Genomic DNA, 19,427 nt, shown 5'->3' with positions numbered 1-19,427 from the left:
GGTCCGTCCGACGCCGGTTCCCGGGCAGCCCGGGAACCGGCGTCGCCGTGCCGCAGGGGCGTACCGCCGAAGTCAGCCCGCCGCCACCGTCAGCGGCGCGAACCGCCGGTTCCAGTCCCCGGGCAGCTCGGTGATCCCGTAGGTCATGACCGCGTTGGGGACAACCGTGGACAGGCCGCGCTCCTTCACCCACATCAGCAGCTCCTCGTGCCGTACGTCGATGTCCGTGCGCAGCGGCCGGTCGGTGCGGGCGGCGAGGGAGCCGATCAGCGCCTTGGCCGTCCCGGTGTCACGGGCGATCAGCGGGCCCACGACGTGGGTGTCCATGTTCGGCCAGGCCGCGGCGTACCCGGTGATCCGGCCGTCGTCCTCGGCGACGCGCAGCTGGTCGGCGAAGGCGGGCAGTCGCGTGACGATGTGGGTGCGGTCGGCGCCGAAGACCTCCTCGTCGAGCCGGAGGATCGCGGTGAGATCCTCGGCGGTGGCCGCGCGAGTGACCGTCTTCGGTTCCGGCCCGCCCGGGACGAAACGGCCGCGCACCATCTCCGCCCCGCCCGTCACCTTGAAACCGAGTTCCTCGTAGAGCGGCCGGCCGTACGGCGTCGCGTGCAGAGTGAGCGGAACGGTGCCCAGGGCGGAGACGACGTGGCGCATCAGCCGGCGCCCGACGCCCTGGCGGGCATGCCGCTCGGCGACCAGCACCATTCCGATGGCGGCGAGCGCGGGGCGCTCCTGGGGGCCGTACTCGGTGACGGTACAGGCGGCGACGAGGCCGCCGCCGGGGTCGTCGATGCCGTATCCCTTTCCGGCCGTGAGGAGGAACCCCCACTTGTGCTCCTCGCGCGGCCACCCCCGGTCCTCGGACAGGTCGGCGCAGGCGGTGAGATCGCGGAGCGTCAGACGGCGGATCGGTGCAGAGGCGAGGAATGGAGTCGGCACGCAGGTCAGGCTGTCCGACAGCGGCCGCCCGCGTCCACCTCTTTCCGGCGGAACACGGGGGCTTTCGGCCACGTCGTTCAACCGAGGTCGGGGGCGTGCATGGCGCGCACACCCTCGATGTTGCCGTCCAGGTAGTGCCGCAGCGACAGCGGTACGAGGTGGACCGAGGCGATCCCGACCCGGGTGAACGGCACCCTGACGATCTCGTACTCACCGGCGGGCTCGTCGATCTCGGGGCCGTGCCGCAGGGACGGATCCATGGATTCCAGGTGGCAGACGAAGAAGTGCTGCACCTTCACACCGGTCGCGCCACCGTCCTCGCCGATGTGCTCCACGGTGTCCACGAAACAGGGCACGACGTCGCTGATCTTGGCGCCGAGTTCCTCGTACACCTCGCGGTGCAGGGCGTCCACGACGGTGGTGTCGTCCGGCTCGACCCCGCCGCCGGGAGTGACCCAGTAGGGGTCGACACCGGGCTTGGTCCGCTTGATCAGGATCAGGTGGTCGCCGTCCAGCAGGACGGCGCGGGCGGTGCGCTTGACCACGGGTCGGACGGTCATGGGAGAAATGTGGCCCGGCTGGTTCCACGTGAAACATCGTGACGCACGCCCGGTTCGTCAGTCCGTCGGCTCAGTTCCAGGCGGCGGCCGCGCGCAGCAATCCCTCGTGGGCCCGGGCGATGTGCGGCATCGCCAGCGTGCCGGTGCGCGCTACCAGGAAGTACGTCCGCAACGGCGGCACCGGCGGATCGCGCAGGGCGACGACGTCACCGCGCTCCAGCGCCTCCGCGCACAGGTAGCGGGGCAGTACGGCGAGACCCGCCCCCGCGATCGTGCAGGCGAGGACCGCACGCAGGTCGGGGGCGACGACGGTGGCCGGGGCGGCCGGACGGGCGTCGAAGACGGATGCCCAGTAGCGGGCGACGAAGGGCAGCGACTCGTGCACATCGACCACGGGCACGTGTTCCAGAGCGGGTGCGTCGGTGTCGTGGAGCTTTTCGGCACCGGCACGCTTCGCCCAGTGCGGCGTGGCGACCAGGACGTGCACCTCGTCGCAGAGCGGAGTCGCCGTGAGCAACGAGCCGCGGGGGCGGGCCGTGCCGATGGCCAGATCGTGATGCCCGGCGGCCAAGCCCTCCAAGGTCTGCTCGGCGTTCCCGAACGAGGCGCGCAGGGCGAAGGTCCGGCCGTCCTCGCGAGTGAGTTCGGTGAGCGCGGGCAGCGCCCGTTCGGCGGTGAACTCGGGCGGCCCGGCCAGATGCAGGGTCCGCAGGGAGGAGTCGTCCCCCAGTCCGGTCTCGGCGATCTCCACCAGGGCGTCGAGATGCGGTGCTGCCTTGTGGGCGAGTTCGTCGCCGATGGTCGTCGGGGTCACTCCGCGGGCCTGCCGAAGGAACAGCGGGCGGCCGAGCTGACGCTCCAGCGTTCGGATCTGCGAGGTGACGGCGGGCTGCGAGAGGCCGAGCAGGGCAGCCGCGCGGGTGAACGAACCGGCCCGGTGCACGGTGACAAAGGTGCGGAGCAAGGCCAGATCCACGGAAAACCCGTCCCCTCTTCTGTTCTTCTCCAGCCCCCGGCCGTGCCCAACTATAAATATGTCGATAGGTCGCTGTCGCTACTGTGATTGGACACTGACACCCAGTCAACTAGCCTGGTTCGCGCGGTTCTTCGCGCGTGGAACCGGAGGACGGTCCGAGCCACGAGGGGGGAGGCTCGGACCGTCCGTCGTACCCGGCCGGTCAGGCCGGGGAGGGTACGAAGGGCGGCGCGACGGCGTCAGTCCGCCGTTTCGTCCAGCGCGCGCAGCAGATCCGCCACCAGGTCGTCGGGGTCCTCCGCGCCGACCGAGAGCCGGATGAAGCCCTCCGGCACCGCGTCGCCGCCCCAGCGCCCGCGCCGCTCAGCGGTGGACCGCACCCCGCCGAAGCTCGTCGCGCCCTCGACGAGGCGCAGCGCGTCGAGGAAACGATCGGCACGCGCGCGTGAGGGCAGCGTGAAGGAGACGACGCAGCCGTAGCGCAGCATCTGCTGCGAGGCGACCTTGTGGGACGGGTCGTCGGCCAGCCCGGGGTACCGCAGGCCGGTGATCTCAGGCCGGTTCCGGAGTGCCTCGGCCACCTTGAGCGCGGTGGCGTCCTGCCGGTCCACGCGCAGCTGGAGGGTGGCGATCGAGCGGTGCGCCAGCCAGGCCTCCATGGGGCCGGGGATCGCACCGACGATCTTGCGCCAGCGCCGTACGGCGGTCATCGCCCCGGTGTCGCGGCCGGCCACGTAGCCCAGCAGGACGTCTCCGTGGCCGGTGAGCTGCTTGGTGCCGCTGGCCACCGAGAAGTCGGCGCCCAGCTCCAGGGGGCGTTGCCCGAGCGGTGTGGCGAGGGTGTTGTCGACGGCGACCAGGGCACCGCGCGCGTGTGCCGCCTCGACGAGCCGCCGTACGTCGCACACGTCGAGCCCGGGGTTCGACGGCGTCTCGATCCACAGCAGCTTCGCCCCGTCCAGGACGTCGAGCTGGGCGTCCTGGCCGGTCGGCGCGGTGCGCACCTCGATGCCGTACGCCTCCAGCTGCGCGCGGGCCAGTGGCAGCGCCTGGTAGCCGTCGTCGGGCAGGACGGCCGTGTCCCCGGCGCGCAGCTGAGAGAAGAGCACCGAGGAGATCGCGGCCATGCCGGAGGCGAAGACGAGTGTCTCCACGTCGGCTTGCCCAGGCGCCTCCAGCTCGCCGATGGCGCGCTCGAGGTGGGTCCAGGTGGGGTTCTCGTCGCGGCCGTAGGTGTACGGACCGGTCGGGTCGCCCGGCAGGTGGAAGTGGGCGGCGAACACCGGGCCGGGCAGGGTGGGCTCGTGCTTGACGGGTTCGGGCAGCCCGGCCCGCACCGCGCGGGTGCCGTCACCGGGACGGGAAGGGGACGTCTCCGAACCCGTACCGGTACTGCCGTTCGCAGCGGAATTGCTCATGCCGCCCGTCCTTCCACTTGTTCGCGTACCGCGGCGAGCAGTCCGGTGCTCGCCGCTTCCACCATCTCAAGGCATTCCTCGAAACCGTCCCGGCCCCCGTAGTAGGGGTCCCGGACGTCCAGGTCACCGCCGTCGGCGGCGGGGTCGTACGACCGCAGCAGGCGGACCTTGGCCGCGTCCCGCTCCGTGGGGGCGAGGCGCCGCAGGGCTCTCAGGTGCCCGGCGTCGAGGGCGACGACCAGGTCGAGACGGGAGAACCAGGACTGCTGGAACTGGCGGGCCGTGTGGTCGAGGCCGTAGCCGTTCTCCGCCAGGACGGCCACGGTGCGCGGGTCGGCGTCCTCGCCCTCGTGCCAGCCGCCGGTGCCGGCGCTGTCGGCCTCGATCAGGTCGTCGAGTCCGGCGTCCGCCACGCGCGCGTGGAAGACGGCTTCGGCCATCGGGGAGCGGCAGATGTTTCCCGTGCACACGAAACAGAGGCGGTAGGTCATCGGAATCAGTCCCCGTCGGGCAGGAACGCGTTGAGTGCCCAGGAGACGATCGAGATGATCAGGCCGCCCAGGACGGCGGTCCAGAACCCCTCGACGTGGAAGCTCACGTCGAGCTTGTCGGCCACCCACGACGTGAGCAACAGCATCAGCGCGTTGACCACCAGCGTGAACAGGCCGAGGGTCAGGATGAACAGCGGGAAGGTCAGCACCTGCACGATGGGCTTCACCACCATGTTGACCAGGCCGAACACCAGGGCGACCACGATCAGGGTGGCGGCCTTCTCCCCGGTGCTGCCCCCGGTCAGGGTGATCTTGTCGAGCAGCCACACGGCGACGGCGAGGGCGCCGGCGTTGGCGATCGTCTTGACTAGGAAATTCTTCATGTGTCTGATCGTGGCAGACGCGATCGGAAACGAACGGTGAGGCAGGGACGGACGAGGCGATGAAGGCATTCCGGCTGGACGAACTGGAGGCGGAGCGCGCCGCCAACGACGGTGCCTACCTGCAGTTCCTGCGCGAGCGGAACATGTCGGTCGGCCTGTACGCCCTCGATGCGGGGACGACCGACCCGCAGAAACCGCACGCACAGGACGAGGTGTACTTCGTGGTGAGCGGGCGGGCCGCGATCACCGTGGGCATGGAGACCACCCAGGTCGCCCGCGGCAGCGTGGTCTACGTGCCGGCCGGGGTCGCCCACAAGTTCCACCACATCAGCGAGGACCTGCGGGTTCTGGTGGTGTTCTCTCCGCCGGAGAGCTGAGACCGGCCCCGGGGTTCCCTAGGGGATCGGTCAGGGGGAGACAAAGGATGCGGGGCCCCTGCCGTGGCGCTCGCGGCTCTAGCATCGGGTGCAGGACATCAGAGGATTCCCAGGACTCCCCGAAAGGTAAGGGCAAGGGCGATGCGAGAGATCTTCACGGGACTGCCGTGGTGGGTGAAGTGGATCGCGGTGCCGGTCATCGCCCTGGTCGTGTTCGGCGGGCTGATCGCCAGCGTGGTCGGGTTCGTGATCGGACTGCTGTTCAAGCTGCTGGTCTTCGTCGCGCTCGTCGGCGGACTGATCTACGTCGTACGCAAGTTCATGTCGAGCTCGTCGTCGCGCAGCGACTGGTGAGCGAGGTGGGGCACCGGTGGCGGTAACAGGAACCACCGGTTCCCTCGGGCGGGGGAAGTTTCCCGGACGGGCCGTCGGTGAGCGGTGACCGGCGGTTAGAGTCCGGAACTCCACGCGGGGGCGACCTCGCGAACGGCGTACACCCCCACCCGTGTTCTTCGCACGGGCTGCCTCTTCGCGTTCCGGGAGTGACCCTTGGCCACGGCTGACACCGCATTCGCTCAGCTGCACGCCCTCCCCGTGCAGCCCTGCTCGACGCCTCGGACATCCCCCGCGCGATCCTCCCCAGACCCGCCCTCCGCGACTCTGATCGGCTCCGTGCAGCGGGCGATGCGCCTGCTCGAGTGCGTCGCCGAGCACGAGTACGGCGCCCCGGCCAAACAACTGGCCCGCGAGACGGGGCTGGCGCTGCCCACGGCGTACCACCTGCTGCGCACCCTGGTGCACGAGGGTTATCTGCGACGGGAGAAGGGACTGTTCTTCCTCGGCGAGGCCGCCGAGCGGCTGAGCAGCAGCGGGGCCGAGCAGAAACGTCGCACCACGGTGGTCGACACCATGGCGCGCTGGCGTGACGCGATCGGCGTCCCCGTGTACTACGCGATGTACCGGGACGGCGAGATCGAGGTCATGTGCGTCTCCGACACCCCGGGCAACCCGGCGGTCGAGGAGTGGGCGGATTTCCGCGAGACGGGGCACGCGCACGCCATCGGGCAGTGCCTGCTGTCACAGCTGGACGAGGACGCCCGCCGTGATCACCTGGACCGCTACCCGGTGCAGCCGGTCACGCCGTACACGGTGCGTGACAGTCACAGCCTGCTGAAACGACTGGAACGCATGCGCCGGATGACGCCGGTGACCGAGCGCCAGGAGTACGCGCTCGGGACGGTGTGCGCGGCAATTCCGATCACTGTCGGCACCACGGCCGCGACGATGGCCATCTCACTGCCCCTCCATCAGGCGGACCGGTTGGTGCCCGCGGCGCAGCGGTTGCAGAACGAGGTGGGGCGGCGTCTGGGGTCGCTCGCGCTCTCTATCAGTATCTGAAAACTCACTCCTTGTGATCTGGTGTGTACGTTGAGCAAGATGCCATCAGTGTTAGAGGTTTGATTCCCGGACAGTCGACGGCGAATGACGGGGTAGGCGAATGGGCGAGTCCGTACAGGCAGAGGTCATGATGAGCTTTCTCGTGTCCGAGGAGCTCTCTTTCCGCATCCCGGTGGAGCTGCGCTACGAGACCCGGGATCCCTATGCCGTACGCCTGACCTTTCATCTGCCCGGAGACGCGCCGGTGACCTGGGCCTTCGGCCGGGAGTTGCTGGTCGACGGAGTGGGCCGGCCGTGCGGCGACGGTGACGTGCGCATCGCACCGGTCGACCCCGAGCCGTTGGCCGAGGTGCTGATCCGCCTTCAGGTCGGCAGCGACCAGGCGCTCTTCCGCTCCTCGGCCGCGCCCCTCGTGGCCTTCCTCGACCGTACCGACAAGCTGGTGCCGCTCGGCCAGGAGGGCGCGCTCGCCGACTTCGACAGCCATCTCGACGAAGCCCTGGACCGCATCCTGGCGGAGGAACAGAGCGCGGGCTGAACCGTTACGGCAGGCCCGCAGCGGTGGCGTAACGCTTCGCCGGGCGTGTCAGCGCTTACGGCGACGGCCCCGCCCGCCACGTGCGGGTGCCCCCACAGCTGTTGCCGCCCCCGCGGCCTGGGCCGGCCGGTCCGCCGACACGACCAGGGCGGCGAGGGCCGTGGTGACCGGCACCGAGGCCACCAGGCCGATCGAGCCGACCAACGTACGCACGATCTCCTCCGCGACCAGCTCGCTGTTGGCGACCGTTCCCACCCCGCTCTGCGCGATCGAGAACAGCAGCAGCAGGGGCAGCGCGGCGCCCGCGTAGGCGAGGACCAGCGTGTTCACGACCGAGGCGATGTGGTCGCGGCCGATGCGGATGCCCGCGCGGTACAGACCGCGCCAGCCCATCGTCGGGTTGGCTTCGTGCAGTTCCCAGACCGCCGACGTCTGGGTGACCGTCACGTCGTCGAGGACACCGAGCGAACCGATGATGACCCCGGCGAGCAGCAGACCGCTCATGTCGATCGACGGGTACAGGCCGTGGATGAGGCCCGTGTTGTCGTCCGTGTTGCCGGTGAGCGCGGCCCAGCCGATGAACAGCGACCCGAGCACGCCGATCAGCAACAACGAGATCAAGGTGCCGAGCACCGCCACGGAGGTTCGGGCCGACAGCCCATGGCACAGGTACAAGGCGATCAGCATGATGGCGCTGGACCCGATCACCGCCACGACCAGAGGGTTCGAGCCCTCCAGGATCGCCGGCAGGATGAAGAAGTTCAGCAGCAGGAAGCTGATGGCCAGCGAGACCAGCGCCATGAGGCCACGCAGTCGTCCGACGACCACGACGGCGAGGGCGAAGATCCCGGCGAGCAGGGCCAGGGGGAGCCGGCGGTTGATGTCGGTCACCGAGTACTGCAGGTCCTTGGGCGCGGAGGGCTCGTAGGCGACCACGACCTCCTGGCCCTCGTGCAACTGCCGTGACTGGTCCGGCTGCACGATCTCGTCGAACGTACGGCCCTTGTCGTCGCCGGTATCGACGCGGATGGTCGCCCGCTTGCACTCGCCCTTTGCCTGCTGCACCACGGAGGAACCCTCGGCGGTGGACGTGTCGCCGGTCGGGGTGCCGCCCGAGGCGTTGACGGACTGACAGCTCAGCTCGACCACCTTGGTGACGGTGGCCTGCTGTGTCTGCCGGTCGAAGCCGACGCCGGTGCGCTCGTGGGGCGGCGCACCGCCCGGCCACAGCAGCGCGAGCCCGACCACCACGGCCGCGGCGAAGGGAATCAGGATCGCGGCGATGACCTTCCGCAGGTGCCGGGAGACGGGCGCCGCGGGCCCATGACCGTGTGCGTGCGAGTGCCCGTGCCCGCCGCCCGCGCCATGTCCACCACCCTCCGCCCCGTGCCCGTGGCCTGACCCGTGCCCGCCGCCGCTCGCACCGTGCCCGTCACCCGCACCGGTGCCGTGGCCCGCAGCATGCCCGTGATCAGCCTCGGGTCTGCCGTCGCTCGCGCCGTGAGCGACGACGGGGACATGGCCGGTTGATCGACCGTCGCCCTCTTCGGTGTTCGGTCCGCGGCGGGGCCCGCGCGGCGGGAAGGGGGGATGCTGCGGTGTGGTCACCGCCCGATCATCGCAAGAACGAGGGGGGCCCTCTGTTCACCGCGCCCGAATGGGCGCTAGCGTGGAGGCACCTTTGTACACGCGGGAGCTCGGAGCACCGGGCTGAGAGGGCGCTGACCTCCGTCCCAGCGATGTTTCACGGGAAACGTCACCGAAGTCGAGTGACGTATCCCACGAAGCACCGTCAGATGGAAGCCGCTGCGTCGACCGCCGAACCTGTTACCGGGTAATGCCGGCGTAGGGAGTAGGTCTCATGACCATCAAGGACGCACGCACGTCTGCCTCCGCGCAGAACTCCGCACCGAACCCCACGCAGAACTCCGCCCAGGAGGGCGCCGCGGAGACCACGGAGGCCGGGAAGTCCATCGGCTGGCACAAGGCGTACGTCGAGGGCTCGCGCCCCGATCTGCGGGTGCCGGTCCGTCAGGTGCACCTCACCAACGGGCAGTCCGTCACGTTGTACGACACCTCGGGCCCGTACACCGACCCACTCGTCGACACCGATGTCCGCAGGGGGCTGGCGCCGCTGCGGGAGAACTGGATCATCGCCCGCGGCGACACCGAGGAGTACGCGGGCCGTCCCGTCCGTCCCGAGGACGACGGGATCAAGCACACCTCGCCACGCGGCGGACTGCGCAACCTCGACGCCGTCTTCCCCGGCCGCCCGCGTCAGCCGCGCCGGGGCCGGAACGGCACCGCGGTGACGCAGCTCGCGTACGCACGACGGGGCGAGACCACCCCGGAGATGGAGTACGTGGCCGTCCGGGAGAACGTCTCACCGGAAGTGGTCCGCGAGGAGATCGCCGCGGGACGTGCCGTACTGCCCGCCAACGTGAACCACCCCGAGATCGAGCCGATGATCATCGGCAAGCGGTTCCTGGTGAAGGTCAACGCCAACATCGGCAACTCGGCGGTGACGTCCTCCATCGAGGAGGAGGTCGACAAGATGACCTGGGCTACCCGGTGGGGCGCCGACACGGTCATGGACCTTTCCACCGGCCGCAACATCCACACCACGCGTGAGTGGGTCCTGCGCAACTCCCCCGTTCCCATCGGAACCGTGCCGCTCTACCAGGCCCTGGAGAAGGTCGACGGCCGGGCCGAGGAGCTGACCTGGGAGATCTACAAGGACACCGTGATCGAACAGGCCGAGCAGGGCGTGGACTACATGACGGTCCACGCGGGCGTGCGCCTGCCGTACGTACCGCTGACCGCGAACCGCAAGACCGGCATCGTCTCGCGCGGTGGCTCGATCATGGCCGCGTGGTGCCTGGCGCACCACAAGGAGTCGTTCCTCTACGAGAACTTCGAGGAGCTCTGCGAGATCCTCGCCGCCTACGACGTCACGTACTCCCTCGGCGACGGCCTGCGTCCGGGATCGATCGCGGACGCCAACGACGAGGCGCAGTTCGCCGAGTTGCGCACCCTCGGGGAACTCAACCGGATCGCCAAGCGTTGCAACGTACAGACCATGATCGAGGGCCCGGGACATGTCCCGATGCACAAGATCAAGGAGAACATCGACCTTCAGCAGGAGATCTGCGATGAAGCTCCGTTCTATACGCTCGGCCCGCTGACGACGGACGTCGCGCCGGCGTACGACCACATCACCTCCGGCATCGGTGCCGCGATGATCGCCTGGTGGGGCACGGCCATGCTCTGCTACGTCACGCCCAAGGAACATCTGGGCCTGCCCAACCGTGACGACGTCAAGACCGGCGTCATCACCTACAAGATCGCCGCCCATGCCGCCGACCTCGCCAAGGGTCACCCAGGTGCACAGGAGTGGGACGACGCGCTGTCGGACGCCCGGTTCGAGTTCCGGTGGGAGGACCAGTTCAACCTGGCTCTCGACCCGGACACGGCGCGGGAGTTCCACGACGAGACACTGCCGGCCGAGCCCGCCAAGACGGCCCACTTCTGCTCCATGTGCGGACCCAAGTTCTGCTCCATGAAGATCTCTCAGGACATTCGCCGGGAGCACGGGGGCAGCAAGGTCGAGATCGAGGAGGGCATGGCGCAGAAGTCGAAGGAGTTCGCGGCGGCGGGCAACCGCGTGTACCTGCCGATCACGGACTGAGCGCACTGGCGCGGGGAGGGGGACAGGCCGCAGGGTCGGCCCTCTCCCCGTCGAGGGTGCCTGCTCGGCAGACTGGAGGCATGACAGCCACCTCTCTGAGCAAGGGTGCCAACGTCGCCGTCGACTCCCCCGCGGTGCGCGCCGAACTCGTGTGGTCCGCCGGGCCGGGCGTCCCCGAGGTCGACGCCTCCGCGTTGCTGCTCACCTCGGCCGGACGGGTGCGGGACGACGGTGACTTCGTCTTCTACAACCAGCCCCGTCACACGTCCGGCGCTGTGCGGCACCTGGGCAAGCGGGGCGGTCCCGGCGCGGACGCGGGCGTCACGCGCGATGCCGTGGAGGTGGATCTGCGTTCGGTGGAGACGGCTGTCGAGCGCATCGTCCTGTGCGCCTCGGCGGACGGCGGGACGTTCGGCCGGGTTCCGGGGCTGTCGCTGCGGATGCTGGACACCAGGACGGACACCGAGCTGGCCCGGTTCGACATCACGGCCGGGCCGGAGACCGCACTGGTCGGCGGCGAGTTGTACCGGCGCCAGGGGAAGTGGAAGTTCCGCGCGGTAGGACAGGGGTACGCCGCCGGACTCGCGGGGCTGGCCACGGACTTCGGTATCACCGTGGACGACGCTCCCCCGGCGGCGGCTCCCGCCCCGGCCCCCGGCCCGCCGACGGCAACGGCTCCCCCAACGCCCACACCACCCGCGGCACCCGTACCACCGCCGGTCCCCTCTGCGCCGCCCGTACCGCCGAGTGCGGCGGCGGCCGCCACCGGCCCCCGTCTCACCAAGGGCGAGGAACGCCTCCCCGTGGACATGCGCAAGCGGCTGTCCCTGCGCAAGGAGCAGGTCGCGGTGAGCCTGAGCAAGCGCGGGGCGGCCGGGGTCACCGCGCGCGTCGTCCTCGTACTGGACGCCTCCGGGTCCATGTCCTTCCTCTACTCCAAGGGCACCGTCGCCGACGTCGTGGAGCGGATGGCCGCCGTGGCCGCGCAGTTGGACGACGACGGCGAGATGCAGGCGTGGACCTTCGCCTCGAACCCGGCGCGCCTGCCCGACCTGCGCCTGGGCGAGCTGCCCGACTGGCTGAGGCTGCACGTACGCGTGGGGGAGATCAGCCTGTTCCGGCGGGGCAGGAAAAAGGGCCTGCGCACCGAGCAGGTCGACATGCGGGCGGTCGGTATCCAGAACGAGGAACAGAAGGTGATCGCCGAGGTCCGCGCCTTCGTCCGGGACAACCCGGCACCTGTTCCGACCCTGGTGCTGTTCTTCTCCGACGGCGGTGTCTACCGCAACGCCGAGATCGAGCGGGAACTGCGGGAGGCCGTGGAGGAACCCGTCTTCTGGCAGTTCGTCGGGCTCGGGCGCTCCAACTACGGGGTGCTGGAGCGTTTCGACACCCTGCCGGGCCGTCGCGTCGACAACGTCGGCTTCTTCGCCGTCGACGACATCGGCACCGTACCGGACCCGGAGCTGTACGACCGTCTGCTGTCCGAGTTCCCGTCCTGGATCACTGCCGCCGGCCGGGCGGGCATCCTCTGAGTCGTTGCCCGCCCGTGCCGGTGGCTACTCGGGCCGGTGTTCCGGGCCACCGAAGTCCGGGCTGCTGTAGTCCGGGCTCGAGTAGCTCGGGCGCGAACCCGCGTCGGAGCCGCCGTCCGGACTGGTGAACCCGGGACGGCCGTAGCCGAGGTGCGGCATGCGGCTGCTGCTCGGTGCCGCCGGTCCCGTGCGGTGCAGCGCCGCCGCGCCCGGGTCGCTGAGCGCCTCCCGCAGGAAGGGCAGGATGCCGCGTTCCAGCAGGGCCTCGTGCCAGGCATCCCTGGCCCGGGACACTTCCTCGTCGCGCGCGGTGTAGAAGGCGGACTCGGCGGAGGGGCGGTTGCGCAGCGCGGTGAGCAGCAGTCCCACCGCGGCGACGAGGATCGCCACCGCGGTGACGGCGCCGAACACCCACCCCGTGGTGAGCATGGTCTGCGCGAAGGTCTGCCCCGGGTCGAGCATCTTCAGGATGTAGCCGACCAGCAGGAAGATCGCCGCGGCGGTGCCGGCCAGGACCGGCGCCAGAACGGCGACGACGGCGACGGCCCCCGCACCGGTCGCCTCGGCCATCTCGCCCATGGTGGCGGCGAGGCCCCCCGCGCCCGTGCCCTGCTCCTGGGAGCCGGGTCCGCGAGTGGTGGTCGACGGGGCCGAGGGGTGGCGCAGTTCCTCGCGGACCTTCACGTAGTGCTGGTACTCGGTCGTGGCCGCCGCCGTGATGAGGGCGGAGGCGTTGAGTGCCATGGTGCGCAGTTGTTCGGAGTTGAGCCGCTGACCGACAGCGGCCAGTTCCGGGCGGTGTGGTGCGGAGCGCAGCGCCTCGTCGAGGATCCGCTCGTACTCTTGGCGGTCCTCGTTCGACAGGTACTGCGGAACGCTGTTCATGTGCATCCCCCGATGCTCCGTAGGGCTTGGGGCTCGCATGCCAACGAGCCGTCGGGCAGAAACGGAGGGGAGCCTGCTACGGATAAGCCGATGGTAGAGCGGTGACGGTGGAGGGTGACAGGGGGTTTCCAGAAATTGGGTGCCGGTCCGTACGGACGGCGCCCCCGAACAGTCCGCCCGGTGAACGGTCAGGCGTCCAGCGGAAGTTGCTGGACCAGCAGCTTTCCGGCCATGGTCACGCCGCCGTCCATCGCGATGGCCAGGCCGTCCGCGTAGACGTGCGGGCCCTCGACGACGGTGCGGGTGTCGTCCTCGCCGTCCTCGGAACCGACTTCGCCCAGTAGATAGGGGATGGGGCTGTGGCCGTGAACGATCCGGGTGCCGCCGTACGTATCCAGCAGTGAGCGCACGGCGTCGGCGCCGCCCTCGTCGCGGAAGGAGAAGCGTTTGGTGAACTTGCGGAACAGGTCCCACACCTCCTCCGCGTCGTTGCGCGTGAGCGTCTCGCGGACGGTGTCGTTGACCTCTTCGATGGAGCGGCCGTAGTCGAGGTAGGTGGTGGCGTCCGAGTGGACCAGGAGGTGGTCGTCGACCTCTTCCATGGCGTCGAGGCGGGCCATCCACTGCAGGTGGTGGTCCTGCAGCCGGTCCATGTCGGTCTTCTGGCCGCCGTTCAGCAGCCAGGCGGCCTGGAAGGTGGCGGTGCCCGCGCCGGAGTTGACGGGGGTGTCGCCGAACCGCTTGGCGCCGAGCAGCAGCAGTTCGTGGTTGCCCATCAGCGCCTTGCAGTAGCCGCCGGCCGCGGCGGCCTCCGCGGACAGCCGCATCACCAGGTCGATGACGCCGATGCCGTCCGGACCGCGGTCGGTGAAGTCGCCGAGGAACCACAGCCGGGAGGTGCCCGCGCACCACTGGCCGGCGTCGTCGACGAGGCCCTTCTCCCGCAGGGCGGCCAGCAGCTCGTCGAGGTAGCCGTGCACGTCGCCGACGACGAACAGGGGGCCCTGGCCGGTGGCCTGCTGCCGCACCGCGACCGGCTCGGGGTCGACCGTGACCTGGACCGTGTCGCCCCGGCGGATGACGGGCAGATCGCGCTGAGTGGGCGTGTAGCCCTCGGGCAGGGTCTCCTCGAGCCCCTCCTCGGCTGGTGGTGCCGACTCGCCCGTGTGCATGCCGGGGGCAGCGTACGGAGCGGCATCGTGGACGTACGCGGGCACCCGGAAGTCGCGCACCGTCGCCGTCCGCTCCACCTCGGGTCCCTGACCGGCCCCCTGAGTCATCGACCCCTCCACCATCGCGCCGCATCTGCACCGCTTCGGACTGCCTGGTCGCAGCGGCCCGCGGTGTGTGGGCCCATCATAGGAATGCGGATCGCGCTGTGTGATGACCCAGGGGTGGTGAATCAGGACAGGACTCCGGTTCACCGCGGCTTTCGCCCCGATTGGGCCTGGCTTCGCCCGTCCGTAACCGGGGCCCGGCCGTGCTCCGGATGTGCCGGGTGTGGCGTTCGCCGCCCTGTTTCGCCGTCCTGTTCCGCCGTCCTGTGCCGCCGCGCTTCCGCGTCGTTCGCCCGCGTCCTTCGTCAGTGTCGGCCTTCCGCGCATGCCGTTCCGACCGGGACGCGCCGCCGCGAGGTCCGGCGCCGCTCCCGGGGTGCCTCGGTCGGGCCGTGCGCACGGCCGCGGCCCGTCTCGCACCCCGTGTCCGGCGCGACAGGGCCCCTGTCCGGGTTCCACGCAGCGGGTACTCGGGTCCCACATGGCCGGTGCCCGGGCTCCGTGTTCCGCGCACCCGGGCCGCCCTACTCGCCCTCCGGCGAGCGCGGCGGGCTGACCGTCGTTCGCGGCGGGCGCCGCTGCGACGAGGTACGCACGATCAGTTCGGTCGGTATCACCTGCTCGACCGGCTGGTCGGAGTGCAACCCCTCGATCGCGTCGATGAGGACCTGGATCACGGCGGTGCCGATGCGGCGGGGTTTCAGCGACAGGGTCGTGATGGGCGGCTCGGTGCTGGCGTACACGGTGGACTCGCTGCAGCAGACCAGCAGCAGGTCCTCGGGGACGCGCAGACCGTAGCGGCGGGCGGCGGCGAGCAGATCGGTGCCGTTCGGGTCGAACAGGCCGTACACGGCGTCGGGCCGGTCGGGGCGGGCGAGGAGCCGGTCGGCGGCGACCGCGCCGGCGCACGGATCGTGCGCGGGGTAGGCCTCGTAGACGGGGTCCTGGCCGACGCGCTCGCACCAGCGCAGGTAGGCGGTGGTCGACAAATGGGTGTACGTGTCGGTCGTGGTGCCGGTGAGCAGGCCGATCCTGCGGGCGCCGGCGTCGGCGAGGTGGTCGAGGATGCCGAGTACGGCCGCCTCGTGGTCGTTGTCGACCCAGGCGGTGACCGGCAGGGAGCCGGCCGGGCGGCCGTCGGAGACGACGGGGAGGCCCTGGCGGACCAGTTCGCTGACGACCGGGTCGTGGTCCGAGGGGTCGATGACGACCGTGCCGTCGAGCGCGACGTTGGACCACACGTCGTGACGGGAGGTCGCCGGGAGGATGACGAGGGCGTAGCCGCGGGCGAGCGCGGCGGAGGTGGCGGCGCGCGCCATCTCGGCGAAGTACGCGAACTCGGTGAAGGTGAAAGGTTCATCCCCGTACGTCGTCACGGTCAGGCCGATCAGTCCGGACTTGCCGGTGCGGAGCGTGCGGGCGGCGGCCGAGGGCCGGTAGCCCAGTCGGTCGGCGACCTCGCGCACATGGCGCCGGGTGGCATCCGGGAGTCGGCCCTTGCCGTTGAGGGCATCGGAGACGGTAGTGATGGATACTCCGGCGGCGGCGGCCACGTCCCTGATACCCGCCCGGCCCGGCCGGCTGCCTCGACGTGAGGTTTCCGCGCGGCTCACCTGGTGCTTCCCTGCTGCTGTCATGGCGAGCCGATAGTAGGGCTCATGGGGTGGGGTAGGGCGGACGCATATGCACGCGTTGACAGTCACGTTTCTGCATGATCATCTACAGCTAACACCCTTGGAAAGCAAGCCAGTTGGGCCCGCCCACCCCGTTACCTGACGTGTTGACCAGTGAAGGCCTGCCAAGGGTTGGATGTTGCGAAGAGGTCTCAACTCACCTGCACGAGGGATGCGCGCCACGGCGCGAGCCACCGGCGCGTAGATATATGTCCGGCGCGCCCCCCGAAACGTGCGCCTTCGTGTGCTGATGCCCTTGATGCCACTGTGACGGACGAGGCCTGGTCACACCTGGACGAGGTCCGGTCCCACCTATACGCAGCGGCGGCGAATCCTCATAAGGTGAGGAGTATTCGATGCCGGTGGTGGTCACGAGGAGGACTGCGGTGAGCGAGAAGAGCCCCAAGCTGCGCGCCGAGCTGGAGGGGATTCCCACCTACAAGCCGGGCAAGCCCGCCGCGGCCGACGGCCCGGTGGCCTACAAGCTGTCCTCCAACGAGAACCCCTATCCGCCCCTGCCGGGAGTGATGGAGACGGTGACGGCCGCCGCCGCCTCCTTCAACCGGTACCCGGACATGGCCTGCACGTCGCTGATGGCAGAGCTGTCGGACCGCTTCGGCGTGCCCCTTTCTCACCTGGCCACCGGCACCGGGTCGGTCGGTGTGGCCCAGCAGCTGATCCAGGCGACCTCGGGCCCCGGCGACGAGGTGATCTACGCCTGGCGCTCCTTCGAGGCGTACCCGATCATCACGCAGGTCAGCGGGGCGACGTCCGTGCAGGTGCCGCTGACGCCGGGCGAGGTGCACGACCTCGACGCGATGGCGGACGCGATCACCGACCGGACCCGGCTGATCTTCGTCTGCAACCCCAACAACCCGACGGGCACGGTGGTGCGGCGGGCCGAGCTGGAGCGGTTCCTGGACCGGGTGCCGAGCGACGTGCTGGTGGTCCTGGACGAGGCCTACCGCGAGTTCATCCGCGACGCCGAGGTCCCGGACGGCGTCGAGTTCTACCGTGAGCGGCCCAACGTCTGCGTCCTGCGCACCTTCTCCAAGGCCTACGGCCTGGCCGGCCTGCGGGTCGGGTTCGCGATCGCCCACGAGCCGGTGGCGGCGGCGCTGCGCAAGACGGCGGTGCCCTTCGGGGTCAGTCAGATCGCGCAGGAGGCGGCGATCGCCTCGCTGCGTGCGGAGGACGAGCTGATCGGCCGGGTCGGCTCGCTGGTGTGCGAGCGCACCCGCGTGGCCGACGCGCTGCGCGCGCAGGGCTGGACCGTGCCGGAGAGCCAGGCCAACTTCGTCTGGCTGCGGCTGGGGGAGCGCACGCTCGCCTTCGCCGACGCCTGCGAGCAGGCCGGTGTGGTCATCCGGCCCTTCGCGGGCGAGGGCGTGCGCGTGACGGTCGGCGAGAGCGAGGCGAACGACATCTTCCTGAAGGTGTCGGAGGAGTTCCGCAAGGAGCTGTAGCCCCCACGACCCGGGAACGACGACTCGCGGGACGGCAGCCTGCCGTCCCGCGAGTCGTCGTTTCGGCATGTCGTGGGGCCGCCCCCACCGCTTCGCTTTCAACGGTTCGTGGAATTTACGACGAAGGGGTTGACGTCACAGGGGACCCCCCTTCCGGTGTCGAAAAGCAGTAGGTCATAATTGCTTGTGAATGTGAACGCGTTCACAAGCGTGTCCCGATTGCGCCCGCGTTGGGTGTGACAAACACGCTCAAACTGCCGCTGACCACGGCTGTGTGGCGATGTGAGGAGAGTGACGACGTGGACATGGCTCTGGCGCCGGAGACGCTGGCGCGATGGCAGTTCGGCATCACGACCGTCTACCACTTCCTGTTCGTCCCGCTGACGATCTCGCTGGCCGCCCTGACGGCCGGACTGCAGACCGCCTGGGTCCGCACGGAGAAGGAGAAGTACCTCAGGGCGACCAAGTTCTGGGGCAAGCTCTTCCTGATCAACATCGCGATGGGTGTCGTCACCGGCATCGTGCAGGAGTTCCAGTTCGGCATGAACTGGTCCGACTACTCCCGCTTCGTCGGCGACGTCTTCGGCGCTCCGCTCGCCTTCGAGGCGCTGATCGCCTTCTTCTTCGAGTCCACCTTCATCGGCCTGTGGATCTTCGGCTGGGACAAGCTGCCCAAGAAGATCCACCTGGCCTGCATCTGGATGGTCTCGATCGGCACCCTGCTGTCGGCGTACTTCATCCTCGCGGCCAACTCCTGGATGCAGCACCCCGTCGGCTACCGGATCAACGAGGAGAAGGGCCGCGCCGAACTCACCGACTTCTGGCAGGTCCTCACCCAGAACACCACCCTCAACCAGGTCTTCCACAGCTTCTCGGCGGCCTTCCTCACGGGCGGCGCCTTCATGGTCGGCATCGCCGCGTTCCACCTGATGCGCAAGAAGCACATCCCGGTGATGCGGACCTCGCTCCGGCTCGGCCTGGTCACCCTGGCGGTCGGCGGCCTGCTCACCGCGGTCAGCGGCGACACCCTCGGCAAGGTCATGTACGAGCAGCAGCCGATGAAGATGGCCGCCGCCGAGGCCCTGTGGGACGGCGAGGAGCCGGCACCGTTCTCGGTGTTCGCCTACGGGGACGTCGACAAGGGGCACAACAAGGTCGCCCTGGAGATCCCCGGCCTGCTGTCCTTCCTCGCGCACAGCGACTTCGAGTCCTACGTGCCCGGCATCAACGACACCAACAAGGCCCTCCAGGAGCAGTTCGGCCCCGGTGACTACAAGCCCATCGTCCCTGTCGCCTACTGGGGCTTCCGCTGGATGATCGGCTTCGGCATGGCGTCCTTCTCCCTCGGCCTGCTGGGCCTGTGGCTGACGCGGAAGAGGTTCCTCCTGCCACCGGCCCTGCGCACCGGCGAGGACGAGGTCCCGCACCTGGTGCTGCTGAAGAAGCCGCTGGGGACGAGGCTCACCCGGATGTACTGGCTGCTGGCGCTGTGGACGATGGCGTTCCCGCTGATCGCCAACTCCTGGGGCTGGATCTTCACGGAGATGGGCCGGCAGCCCTGGGTGGTCTACGGCGTGATGCAGACCCGCGACGCGGTCTCCCCCGGTGTCTCCACCGCCGAGGTCATCATCTCGATGTCCGTCTTCACCCTGCTGTACGCCGTCCTGGCCGTCATCGAGGTCAAGCTCCTCGCGAAGTACGTGAAGGCGGGCCCGCCCGAGCTGACCGAGGCCGACACCAACCCGCCCACGAAGATCGGCGGCGATCTCCGTGACGCCGACAAGCCGATGGCCTTCTCGTACTAGGCCGAGGGAGCTGCACAG

At 69.8% G+C, this 19,427-nt stretch carries 18 protein-coding genes; 8 read left to right on the top strand and 10 right to left on the bottom strand.

The window, feature by feature from the left end; all coding sequences use genetic code 11:
- Nucleotides 1-72: 72 nt before the first annotated feature.
- The 6 genes from ABS735_RS37405 to ABS735_RS37380 all read right to left on the bottom strand — a co-directional run bounded on the left by ABS735_RS37405 (nt 73) and on the right by ABS735_RS37380 (nt 4,767).
- Nucleotides 73-939 (bottom strand): GNAT family N-acetyltransferase, encoded by an 867-nt coding sequence (locus tag ABS735_RS37405; RefSeq protein ID WP_373904702.1) that lies wholly within the window; start codon nt 937-939, stop codon nt 73-75.
- A 77-nt stretch (nt 940-1,016) separates the two neighbouring features.
- Nucleotides 1,017-1,499, bottom strand: coding sequence for an NUDIX domain-containing protein (locus ABS735_RS37400; protein WP_373904701.1), 483 nt, complete (start codon nt 1,497-1,499; stop codon nt 1,017-1,019).
- Nucleotides 1,500-1,569: 70 nt separating this feature from the next.
- Complete coding sequence (locus tag ABS735_RS37395) at nt 1,570-2,475, bottom strand: LysR family transcriptional regulator (RefSeq protein WP_373904700.1); 906 nt, start codon at nt 2,473-2,475, stop codon at nt 1,570-1,572.
- 239 nt (nt 2,476-2,714) lie between these two features.
- On the bottom strand, nt 2,715-3,893 hold the full coding sequence (locus ABS735_RS37390) for a cystathionine gamma-lyase (protein ID WP_373904699.1): 1,179 nt from the start codon (nt 3,891-3,893) through the stop codon (nt 2,715-2,717).
- On the bottom strand, nt 3,890-4,384 hold the full coding sequence (locus ABS735_RS37385) for a low molecular weight protein-tyrosine-phosphatase (protein ID WP_373904698.1): 495 nt from the start codon (nt 4,382-4,384) through the stop codon (nt 3,890-3,892). The genes ABS735_RS37390 and ABS735_RS37385 overlap by 4 nt, the downstream gene beginning before the upstream one ends.
- A gap of 5 nt (nt 4,385-4,389) precedes the next feature.
- A complete protein-coding gene (locus ABS735_RS37380) occupies nt 4,390-4,767 on the bottom strand; it encodes a phage holin family protein (RefSeq protein ID WP_373904697.1) in 378 nt (125 codons plus the stop codon).
- A 59-nt stretch (nt 4,768-4,826) separates the two neighbouring features.
- Between ABS735_RS37380 and ABS735_RS37375 the strand changes: the two genes are divergently transcribed.
- The 4 genes from ABS735_RS37375 (at nt 4,827) to ABS735_RS37360 (ending at nt 7,080) form a co-directional block, all read left to right on the top strand.
- Entirely contained in the window at nt 4,827-5,144 is a 318-nt protein-coding gene (locus ABS735_RS37375; RefSeq protein WP_003975009.1) for a cupin domain-containing protein, read from the top strand.
- Between the two features lie 141 nt (nt 5,145-5,285).
- Nucleotides 5,286-5,498, top strand: a complete 213-nt coding sequence (locus ABS735_RS37370) for a DUF5326 family protein (RefSeq protein WP_007388908.1) — start codon at nt 5,286-5,288, stop codon at nt 5,496-5,498.
- 318 nt (nt 5,499-5,816) lie between these two features.
- Nucleotides 5,817-6,542 carry an IclR family transcriptional regulator gene (locus ABS735_RS37365; protein ID WP_373904696.1) on the top strand — a complete coding sequence of 242 codons (726 nt, stop codon included), beginning with the start codon at nt 5,817-5,819 and terminating at the stop codon, nt 6,540-6,542.
- Between the two features lie 100 nt (nt 6,543-6,642).
- Nucleotides 6,643-7,080: an SsgA family sporulation/cell division regulator gene (locus ABS735_RS37360; RefSeq protein ID WP_007388906.1), complete on the top strand. Its 438-nt coding sequence runs from the start codon at nt 6,643-6,645 to the stop codon at nt 7,078-7,080.
- A 48-nt stretch (nt 7,081-7,128) separates the two neighbouring features.
- Here the strand turns inward: ABS735_RS37360 and ABS735_RS37355 are convergent, their stop codons facing one another.
- Nucleotides 7,129-8,688: a YibE/F family protein gene (locus tag ABS735_RS37355; protein ID WP_373904695.1), complete on the bottom strand. Its 1,560-nt coding sequence runs from the start codon at nt 8,686-8,688 to the stop codon at nt 7,129-7,131.
- A gap of 253 nt (nt 8,689-8,941) precedes the next feature.
- Between ABS735_RS37355 and thiC the strand changes: the two genes are divergently transcribed.
- On the top strand, nt 8,942-10,768 hold the full coding sequence (gene thiC / locus ABS735_RS37350) for a phosphomethylpyrimidine synthase ThiC (RefSeq protein WP_373904694.1): 1,827 nt from the start codon (nt 8,942-8,944) through the stop codon (nt 10,766-10,768).
- An 80-nt stretch (nt 10,769-10,848) separates the two neighbouring features.
- Nucleotides 10,849-12,303, top strand: coding sequence for a VWA domain-containing protein (locus tag ABS735_RS37345; protein ID WP_373904693.1), 1,455 nt, complete (start codon nt 10,849-10,851; stop codon nt 12,301-12,303).
- Nucleotides 12,304-12,327: 24 nt separating this feature from the next.
- On the opposite strand, the gene ABS735_RS37340 is transcribed toward ABS735_RS37345, so the two are convergent.
- From ABS735_RS37340 to ABS735_RS37330, 3 genes are all read right to left on the bottom strand, one after another.
- Nucleotides 12,328-13,194 carry a hypothetical protein gene (locus tag ABS735_RS37340; RefSeq protein WP_373904692.1) on the bottom strand — a complete coding sequence of 289 codons (867 nt, stop codon included), beginning with the start codon at nt 13,192-13,194 and terminating at the stop codon, nt 12,328-12,330.
- 182 nt (nt 13,195-13,376) lie between these two features.
- A complete protein-coding gene (sppA, locus tag ABS735_RS37335) occupies nt 13,377-14,483 on the bottom strand; it encodes a Ser/Thr/Tyr protein phosphatase SppA (RefSeq protein WP_373904691.1) in 1,107 nt (368 codons plus the stop codon).
- Between the two features lie 506 nt (nt 14,484-14,989).
- On the bottom strand, nt 14,990-16,102 hold the full coding sequence (locus ABS735_RS37330) for a LacI family DNA-binding transcriptional regulator (protein ID WP_003975000.1): 1,113 nt from the start codon (nt 16,100-16,102) through the stop codon (nt 14,990-14,992).
- Nucleotides 16,103-16,524: 422 nt separating this feature from the next.
- Between ABS735_RS37330 and hisC the strand changes: the two genes are divergently transcribed.
- Nucleotides 16,525-17,604, top strand: a complete 1,080-nt coding sequence (gene hisC / locus ABS735_RS37325) for a histidinol-phosphate transaminase (protein ID WP_373904690.1) — start codon at nt 16,525-16,527, stop codon at nt 17,602-17,604.
- Between the two features lie 299 nt (nt 17,605-17,903).
- Nucleotides 17,904-19,409, top strand: a complete 1,506-nt coding sequence (locus tag ABS735_RS37320; protein WP_373904689.1) for a cytochrome ubiquinol oxidase subunit I — start codon at nt 17,904-17,906, stop codon at nt 19,407-19,409.
- Nucleotides 19,410-19,427 lie beyond the last annotated feature (18 nt).

This window comes from Streptomyces sp. MMCC 100 (assembly GCF_041538145.2).
In the GTDB taxonomy this organism is placed as follows: Bacteria; Actinomycetota; Actinomycetes; order Streptomycetales; family Streptomycetaceae; genus Streptomyces.
This window is presented reverse-complemented; position numbering and strand designations above follow the sequence as displayed.